This window comes from Pseudomonas sp. PA-1-3F, assembly GCF_021609665.1.
GTDB classification, from domain to species: domain Bacteria; phylum Pseudomonadota; class Gammaproteobacteria; order Pseudomonadales; family Pseudomonadaceae; genus Aquipseudomonas; species Aquipseudomonas paracarnis.
Genome location: NZ_WJZD01000007.1, coordinates 175,841 through 182,849 on the forward strand (window position 1 = coordinate 175,841; position 7,009 = coordinate 182,849).

Genomic DNA, 7,009 nt, shown 5'->3' on the forward strand with positions numbered 1-7,009 from the left:
AGATTCCATGCAAGACGTCGTGATTGTTGCTGCCACCCGCACCGCCGTGGGCAGCTTCCAAGGTTCGCTGGCGAACATTCCGGCCCCGGAACTGGGCGCCGCCGTGATCCGTCGCCTGCTGGAGCAGACCGGCCTGGACCCGGCGCAAGTGGATGAGGTGATCCTCGGCCAGGTGCTCACCGCAGGCAGCGGCCAGAACCCGGCGCGCCAGGCTTCGATCCTTGCCGGCCTGCCCCATGCCGTGCCGAGCCTGACTCTGAACAAGGTCTGCGGTTCGGGCCTCAAGGCTTTGCACCTGGGCGCCCAGGCCATTCGTTGCGGCGACGCCGAGGTGATCATTGCCGGTGGCATGGAGAACATGAGCCTGGCCCCGTACGTACTGCCTGCCGCACGCACCGGGTTGCGCATGGGCCACGCGAAGATGATCGACAGCATGATCACCGACGGCCTGTGGGATGCGTTCAACGATTACCACATGGGCATCACCGCCGAGAACCTGGTGGATAAGTACGGCATCAGCCGCGAAGCCCAGGACGCCTTTGCCGCCGCCTCCCAGCAAAAAGCTGCCGCCGCTATCGAAGCCGGACGCTTTGCCGATGAGATCACACCGATCCTGATTCCCCAGCGCAAAGGCGACCCGGTGGCCTTCGCGGTGGACGAACAACCCCGCGCCGGCACCACCGCCGAATCCCTGGCCAAGCTCAAGCCTGCGTTCAAGAAAGACGGCAGCGTCACCGCCGGCAACGCCTCCAGCCTGAACGACGGCGCTGCGGCCGTGCTGCTGATGAGCGCCGACAAAGCCAAGGCACTCGGCCTGCCCGTACTGGCGCGTATCGCCAGCTACGCCAACGCGGGCGTCGACCCGGCCATTATGGGCATCGGCCCGGTCTCGGCCACCCGCCGCTGCCTGGACAAGGCCGGCTGGCAGCTTGCGGACCTGGACCTGATCGAGGCCAACGAAGCCTTCGCCGCGCAATCACTGGCGGTGGGCAAAGAGCTGGAGTGGGACGCGCAGAAGGTCAACGTCAACGGCGGCGCCATCGCCATCGGCCACCCGATCGGTGCTTCAGGCTGCCGCGTACTGGTGACCCTGCTGCACGAAATGATCAAGCGCGATGCCAAGAAAGGTTTGGCAACGCTGTGCATCGGTGGCGGCCAAGGTGTCGCCCTGGCGCTCGAACGCAACTGAATCGGATCGCTATTGTGGCGAGGGAGCTTGCTCCCGTTGGGCTGCGTAGCAGCCCCACGCCAATAGAGCAACATAGAAAAGGCCTGGCTCCACGAAAAGCCAGGCCTTTTCTTTTATCGATCCCCCTGAATGAACTCGGTCAAAATGTGGGAGCTGGCTTGCCTGCGATAGCGGTCTATCAGTCAGACCATTGCTAACTGACACACCGCTATCGCAGGCAAGCCAGCTCCCACATTTGATCTCACTGCCTGTCAGCTTGCGGCACCGCGAACACCGCGCTCGCCCGCAGCACCACCCGCTCCACCACCTGCAAACTCAACGTGGCGAACGCCATCTGCCGTCCGCGCTTGTGGCTTTCCAGACGCACCACCATCCACTCCCCTACCTGCACGGCGCCCAGGTAATCCACGGTCATGCTGGCGGTAATCAACGGCAACGGCGGCTCACTGGAAAACGCCATGGCGTACCCCATGCCGATATCGGCCAGCGTCGCCAGCACCCCGCCATGTACCGTACCGCGCCCATTGGCGTGACGATGATCGGCGCGCAAGCCGACTTCCAATTGCAAACCTTCGCCACGGCAATACGCCGGGCCGAGCAGTTCCAGCAACGGACTGCTGCGCGGCAACGGGACAAAGCCTTGGGGGACAGTCTGAACGTTCATGGCGGATGCTTCCCTGGGGTGAGGCCTGAGGTGTACGCCAGCCCCGACCCGACAGCCACCACCATCAGCCGGGCAAATCCCGGGCAATGCTTTGCGTTAATGGGCCAGACCCGCTTTAATCTCGGCCAATTTCTCCTGCACATTTCAAGGAAACGCCATGCGCCACCTGGACGGCAACTCCCACCCGCTTCGCGCGCCGCTGTTGATCTTGCTTGCCGGCCTGGCCTTGGCCGGTTGTTCCCCCACGGACCACTCTCGCGCCACCGTCATCAATGGCGAACAGGGCAAGGCCGGGGCGCAACTGGCCTATGAGCATGAATTGGCCCTGGCCCTGCCCGGCGCCCTGCTTGCGCCGCGTATGCAGGCCACTCGTGAGGCGTGCGAAACGGCGCGCTTTGGTGCCTGCAATATCCTTGGCATCACCGAAGACGGCCAAGGCGGCCAGATCATCCTGCGAATCGCGCCCACGGGTGTGGAACCGATGGTCGCCCTGGCGGCAGAAGGCGGTAAGCTCGGCCAGCGCATCACCACTGCCGAAGACCTGGCCGATGCCGTGGCGGATGTGCGCCGTCGCCAGGACCGCCTGCAAGCCCAGCAGCAACGCCTCGATGAACTGGCCAAGCGCAAGGACATCACCGTCAGCGACCTGATCGTCCTGAGCAAAGAGCAAGCCGGCATTGAAAACGAGCTGCAGGAACTGGCCCAGGTTGCCGCCGGCCAGCAACGCCGCCTCGACACCAACCGCATGACCTTGAACTTCCGCTCCTCCGACGGCGCCAACCAGGTGTCAAGGTTCACCCGGATGTTCAGCAACCTGGGAGACAACCTGGTGAACGGCACCGCAGACGCCCTGGAACGTGCCAGCTATGTGCTGCCCTTCGTGATCCTGGCGTTCCCGGTGGTGTGGTTGTGGGTGGGCTTGTGGCGCCGGTTCGTCAAGCGCCGCAGTTGATCAACGCTTCATGCAGCGCTGGTAGCGCTCATCCACACGCTTGGCAAACCAGGCCGTGGTCAGGTTGCGGGTGATCTTCGGGCTCTTGAGCACAATACCCGGCAGGATCGCCCGTGGCAGCGGCTTGCCGGCCGCCTGGTCAGCCAAGGCGAAGACGCGCTTGTACAAGGTGGTGTCCTCGAAATCCAACTGCTCGCCCTGCTCCAGTTGGCTGCGGATGCTCGGGTTGCGCATATCCAACTTCGCCCCCAGTGAACGCACCGCCAACTCGGTGGTGCCGGGCAACAATGAGCCATAGCGGATCAAATCCCCATCCAGCGCCAGCTCTTTGCCTGAAACACGGCTGACCGCGGCCTGGAACGCGGCATTGCGGCTGGCGTACCAACCGGCGTTGAAATCGGCAAAGCGGTACAGCGGCTGATCGTAGCTCACCGGGTAACCGAGCAAGTGGGCGATGCCGAAGTACATGCCGCCGCGACGGGTGAACACTTCGCGGCGAATCGTGCCGTCCACCGTGTAGGGATAACCCCGCGCCTGTTTCTGCGCAAAGTCGATACTGACCTGCATGGGGCCAGCAGTGTGTACCGGGTTGAACCCGCCAAACAGCGTATTGCCCAGGGGCACCATGCTGATGAAGTCGTCAAAAATCGCGCTCAGGTCCTTTTCCGTACGGGCGGCATTCAAACGGTCGGCGTAGGTTTTGCCGGTGGGCGAGCGCAGTTGCAAGGCGCTGCGCACCACGAATGCCGGCACGTGCACCTTGCCGGCGCGGCGCAGGATTTCATCCTGGGCGATCTTGCCCATGCCCGGCACTGGCGGGTCGACCTGATAGGTGGACTCCTGCTCCGTCACCGCCAGCACCGCACAGATGTTTTCGGTGCTGGGGTAGATTTTCTGGGTGTCGAACGCGGTGTAGATGTCCTGGGCCCAACCGTTACGGTCCGCAACCTTGGCCGGCAGCAGGCGCACGATCTGCGCCTTCACCTCGGCTTCACTGCGCTCGGGCTGCTGGGGGTCACGGGAAGTTGAGCACCCGGCCAGTACCAGTAAAGGAAAAAGGCAGAGCAGCAGACGCGTTGAATACATGAGGCTTCCTTGGTTAACGACGGGCCGGGCAGTGCTGATATCGACAGGTAAGTCTAACCGGGGTTCGTTGGCATGCCGAACCCAGTGCCTGGCAGTAACTGAAACATCCCACACAACTGCCGGATAAGCTCTACTCCTCACCCCGGCAAACCTCTGCAAAGTCCCTCGCCTGATCAAACAGTGCGAGGGAGTGCAGATGGTTTTTTTCGTGACGCGTGCGGTTGACGGGGCCGCCACTTGAACCCGGCCATTGGCAGGTTGGCGCTGACGCCAATGAACGTGGAAACGGTCGACGTCGAGGGCGTCTTCCGTGACTTTCGCGATTGCTTGAACACCTTTGACGAGTGGGCCAAAAGCTTTTGGAGCTTCTCCGCGCTGGACGTCGAACAGGTGTTCAAGGTCGGGGATGACGTCGCGCTGGTTGCCCCGGTCAATCGCTCCCTGTTTCCCAGCAGCACCGTCGCCACCTGCCAGGCCACGGGTACCTTGACCCTGGTGCATATGTTCCAGAGCACGAGGTTCGTACCCATCGGCAACACCCCGGTGATCGTGCAACGCGTTGATCCAAACGGCGGCCCGCTGGGCGAGCCCCTCCATAAGACCATCGGCCCCAGTGGCATCCTCGAAGTCACCGAGTGTGATCGCAACCAGCAATACCGGGTGAGTTTCTACCCCAACGTTTCCCAGGATCACCTCAAAGCACTGTATGCGTCCTATCAGTCAGTGATCGCAGCGTTGGAAGCCCGGCTGCGCAAAGAGTGGACCGACACCTTCCAGGCCCAGTGGAAAAATTATGCAGACGCCCGCCCGCTTGAGCGGCGCCGCTTGCTGGAAGCGGCTTTTGCCAGTGGGTTAGGCAAAGCGCTTTACAGCCTGTGGGACAACATTGGCGAGCTGTCTGCGCTGCTGGCGGACCTCAAGCCCAACAGCGAAAAACTGCTGCAATACCTTTCTCAAACCGAGCTCGATGAACTGCTGACACTGGGCAGTGATGCGATAGCCCAAGGCTTGTTGGTGCTCAGTGATGAGCCGCTGCTGTTTGTCTACCTGTCGGCGCTGGTCAGTTGGATGCGCATGCTCCCGCCACCGGAGATGGCGGAACTGTGGGGTGAAATTACCGGTGAGGTGCTGATCAATCTACTGCTGATTCGCGTCTTGGGTGGGATGGGCGTGGTGGCGCGATTGGGGGCTGGTGTGCTCAGCCACGTCAAATCCGGGCGGGCGCGGGCGTTGTTGGAATTGCTGGCCAAGCAGGTGGCGGGGCCTCGGCTGGAGACCCATGTCGAAGTCGCCAAACCGGTGTTGCTGAGCAGTGCGGCGACGCCGGTCAAGGCAGTGCCGGCTGTGCCGCTGAAGGCAGGCGACACGCTGGTTTCGAACCCGGTGCCGGTGGTGCGCAGCAAGACCCGGCAGACCGTATTGGTCCGGCAGGAACACGTCGATGATGCGCCTGCCGTGGCTTCGAATCTGAAGGGGGATGCGGCGGCACCAGCGGACAAGACCGTCACCCAGGGTTGCCCGGTGTCGATGGTTACAGGCGAGGAATTGCTCACCCTTACTGACGGCGCGCTGGATGGGATTCTGCCGTTTGAGTGGACGCGGCTGTACCGCACCAGTGCGGTGGAGGTCGATTGTGGATTGGGGTTTGGCTGGAGCCATGCGCTGGCTCACAGGCTTTGTGTGTCGGGCGATTCGGTGGTGTGGACCGACCATGAGAACCGCTCGACTACCCTGCCCTTGCCGACTTCAAATCGACCGGCGATTACTAACAGCCTGGCCGAAGCGGCGATCTACTTGGGTTCGGCACCTGATGAACTGGTGCTGGCCCAGGCGTCGCGGTTTTATCACTTTCGTAACGGTGTCTTGGTTTCCATCAGCGATGCGTATGACAACCGTCTGCGCATTTGCCGTGATCGCTCAGGACGGATTGAGCGGCTGGATAACGGTGCTGGTCGTTCCCTACTACTGCGCTATGAGCTGGACCGCATCGTCGCGGTGGACTACCAGGTGCATCGCGCCAAAGGGCGTGAGCCCTACGTGTGGGAAACCGAACAGAACCTTGTTTCCTACGCCTACGACGAACACGGACGACTGGTCTGCGCGACCAATGCTGTCGGGGAAAGCGAGCGTTATCGGTACGACGATCAGCACGTCATTCTTGAGCGCCAACTGGCCGGTGGCGCGAGTTTCTTCTGGGAATGGGAACGCGCGGGCAAGGCGGCGCGCTGCGTCCGGCATTGGGCAAGTTTTTCGCAGATGGACACGCGTTACGCCTGGGGGGATGACGGGCGTGTCACGGTGCATAACGCCGATGGTAGCCAGGAGGTGTATGTCCATGATCAGCGGGCGCGGCTGGTACAGAGGATTGATCCGGATGGTGCCACGCATTTCAAATCCTACGACGACCAGGGCCGGCTGACCGTCGAGCAAGACCCGATGGGCGCGGTGACGGCCTATCAATATGACGACGCCGGACGCTTGGTGGCGCTGTTTCCGGGGGAGGATGAGCCGACATCCTACGAGCATGACAATGGGTTCGTACGAGTTGTGCGCCGTGGTGAGGCGGTCTGGAAATATGAGCGTAATGAGCAAGGCGATGTAACACGTAGGACCGATCCCGATGGCAACTCGACTGACTACAGCTACAACAAACATGGGCAACTGACGGGGATTTGGTACCCGGACAGCAGTTGTCATCGGCTGGTGTGGAATGAACGTGGGCAGTTGCTTGAAGAGCAATTGCCCAATGGTGGGATCAAGCGTTATCGCTATGACGATCTAGGCCGGCAGATTGCGCGTGAGGATGAGCATGGGGCTCACACTCAATATCAATGGGATGCCGTTGGGCGTCTGCTAAAGCTGATCGAGCCCGGTGGTGGATGTAGAGAATTCAGCTACAACCCCTACGGCAAAATCATCGCCGAACGCGATGAACTCGGCCACGTCACCCGCTACGAATACGCAGACGGCCTGCACCTGATCAGCCGCCGTCTCAACGCCGACGGCACCCAGGTCAAGTACCGCTACGACAACGCTCGGCTATTGCTCACCGAGATCGAAAACGAAGCCGGCGAAACCTACCAACTCGACTACCACCCCAACGGCCTGATCCGCCAGG

General features: G+C 61.9%; 5 protein-coding genes. 3 read left to right on the forward strand and 2 right to left on the reverse strand.

What is annotated here, in order from left to right; all coding sequences use genetic code 11:
• Positions 1 to 7 precede the first annotated feature (7 nt).
• The gene (locus GIV26_RS07160) at positions 8 to 1,189 is read left to right on the forward strand and encodes an acetyl-CoA C-acetyltransferase (RefSeq protein ID WP_003190325.1); all 1,182 of its coding nucleotides are present in this window, start codon (positions 8 to 10) and stop codon (positions 1,187 to 1,189) included.
• Between the two features lie 241 nt (positions 1,190 to 1,430).
• On the opposite strand, the gene GIV26_RS07165 is transcribed toward GIV26_RS07160, so the two are convergent.
• Positions 1,431 to 1,853, reverse strand: a complete 423-nt coding sequence (locus tag GIV26_RS07165) for a PaaI family thioesterase (RefSeq protein WP_072448760.1) — start codon at positions 1,851 to 1,853, stop codon at positions 1,431 to 1,433.
• A 157-nt stretch (positions 1,854 to 2,010) separates the two neighbouring features.
• On the opposite strand from GIV26_RS07165, the gene GIV26_RS07170 reads away from it, so the two are divergent.
• Positions 2,011 to 2,805, forward strand: a complete 795-nt coding sequence (locus GIV26_RS07170) for a DUF4349 domain-containing protein (protein ID WP_072448762.1) — start codon at positions 2,011 to 2,013, stop codon at positions 2,803 to 2,805.
• On the opposite strand, the gene GIV26_RS07175 is transcribed toward GIV26_RS07170, so the two are convergent.
• Positions 2,806 to 3,891 carry a DUF1615 domain-containing protein gene (locus GIV26_RS07175; RefSeq protein ID WP_236279883.1) on the reverse strand — a complete coding sequence of 362 codons (1,086 nt, stop codon included), beginning with the start codon at positions 3,889 to 3,891 and terminating at the stop codon, positions 2,806 to 2,808.
• 273 nt (positions 3,892 to 4,164) lie between these two features.
• Between GIV26_RS07175 and GIV26_RS07180 the strand changes: the two genes are divergently transcribed.
• A partial coding sequence (locus tag GIV26_RS07180; RefSeq protein WP_236279896.1) for a DUF6531 domain-containing protein occupies positions 4,165 to 7,009 on the forward strand: 2,845 nt, incomplete at its 3' end.

Excerpts from the sequence above, each read along its gene's own strand:
- GIV26_RS07175 (WP_236279883.1), bottom strand. The coding sequence starts at position 3,891 with ATGTATTCAACGCGTCTGCTGCTCTGCCTTTTTCCTTTACTGGTACTG.
- GIV26_RS07160 (WP_003190325.1), top strand. The coding sequence starts at position 8 with ATGCAAGACGTCGTGATTGTTGCTGCCACCCGCACCGCCGTGGGCAGC.
- GIV26_RS07170 (WP_072448762.1), top strand. The coding sequence starts at position 2,011 with ATGCGCCACCTGGACGGCAACTCCCACCCGCTTCGCGCGCCGCTGTTG.
- GIV26_RS07165 (WP_072448760.1), bottom strand. The coding sequence starts at position 1,853 with ATGAACGTTCAGACTGTCCCCCAAGGCTTTGTCCCGTTGCCGCGCAGC.